Here is a 1,322-nt window from a genome sequence, read left to right as displayed (position 1 = left end):
GGTACAAACCGGCTAGGTTGGTGACAGTTTGGACCGGCGACCTGGGTGACAGTCTTTGTTATCGACTGGGAGGACCGGTCGATGCCCTGGACGGAGATATCCACGATGGATGCGCGGCTGTGCTTTGTGGCTGCGTATTTGCGTGATGATGTGGCGATGTCGTTGCTGTGCCTGCGGCACGGGATCAGTCGCAAGACGGGCTACAAGTGGATATCCCGCTATCGTGCCCTGGGTGCTGCGGGCCTGCAGGATCGCTCATCGGCGCCGCTGACGATGCGGCACGCTCTGCCTGGCTGTGTGACGGCACCGATCCTGGCGCTGCGCCGGGCGCGGCCGAGTTGGGGTCCGCGCAAGCTGCTGGCGCGGCTGTCGCAGGACCATCCTGACATGGTGTGGCCCGCCGCGAGCACGGTGGGCGACCTGTTGACGCGCGAAGGGCTGGTGACGCCTCGGCGCGCCAGGCGGGAGGCGGCCCCCTGCCAGGCCTTGATGGAACCGCTGGCCCCCAACGACAGCTGGTCGGCTGACTTCAAGGGCTGGTTCAGAACCGGGGATGGCATCCGGTGCGAGCCGCTGACGGTGACGGACAATTTCAGCCGCTATCTGCTGGTCTCGCATGCGGTGGCCCGGCCGACATTCGCTGAGATCAAGCCCTTGTTTGTCAGGGCGTTTCGTGAACACGGGCTGCCTGTGTCCCTGCGCACCGACAATGGCAGCCCGTTCGCGGCCCGGCGCGGTCTGGCGGGGCTGTCGCGGTTTTCGGTGTGGCTGCTGAAGCTGAACATCTGGCCCGACCGGATCGCGCCGGGGCGTCCGGACCAGAACGGGCGGCATGAGCGGATGCACCGCACGCTGAACCAGGAGGCGGCGACGCCGCGCTGCGCGACGCTGGCGGCGCAGCAGCTGCGCCTGGATGCGTGGCGGCTGGATTTCAACACGCAGCGCCCGCATGAGGCGCTGGGCCAGCGCTGCCCTGCCGCGGTGTATGAGCCATCTCGGCGGGCCTACAGGGAGGCGCCTGCTGGCTGGGACTACCCGTGCGATCATCATCCGCGGCGGGTGAGCCGGGATGGCTATATCGAATGGCAGGATCAGCGGATTTATTTGTCCGAGGCGCTGGGCGGCGAGCATGTGGCGATCAGCCGGCGCGATGACGAGCAATGGCAGGTGAGCTTCCAGGCGTTCGACCTGGCCGTGCTCGATGCCGAAAGCGGAACCTTGCGCCGTTCCGGGCTGGCTCGATCGAGCCAGCCCGGAACGTCGTAGCAACACTGTTACCTAGGCTGCCGGTCTAAACTGTTACCAAGGTTCACGGTTGTAGA

General features: G+C 66.3%; 1 protein-coding gene. It reads left to right on the top strand.

Annotated elements, in window-relative coordinates:
* Positions 1-105: 105 nt before the first annotated feature.
* The gene (locus GT007_RS22055; protein ID WP_160123820.1) at positions 106-1,266 is read left to right on the top strand and encodes an integrase core domain-containing protein; all 1,161 of its coding nucleotides are present in this window, start codon (positions 106-108) and stop codon (positions 1,264-1,266) included.
* Positions 1,267-1,322: the final 56 nt, after the last annotated feature.

The sequence above is a fragment of the Rhodovarius lipocyclicus genome, from assembly GCF_009900765.1.
Lineage (GTDB): Bacteria > Pseudomonadota > Alphaproteobacteria > Acetobacterales > Acetobacteraceae > Rhodovarius > Rhodovarius lipocyclicus.
This window is presented reverse-complemented; position numbering and strand designations above follow the sequence as displayed.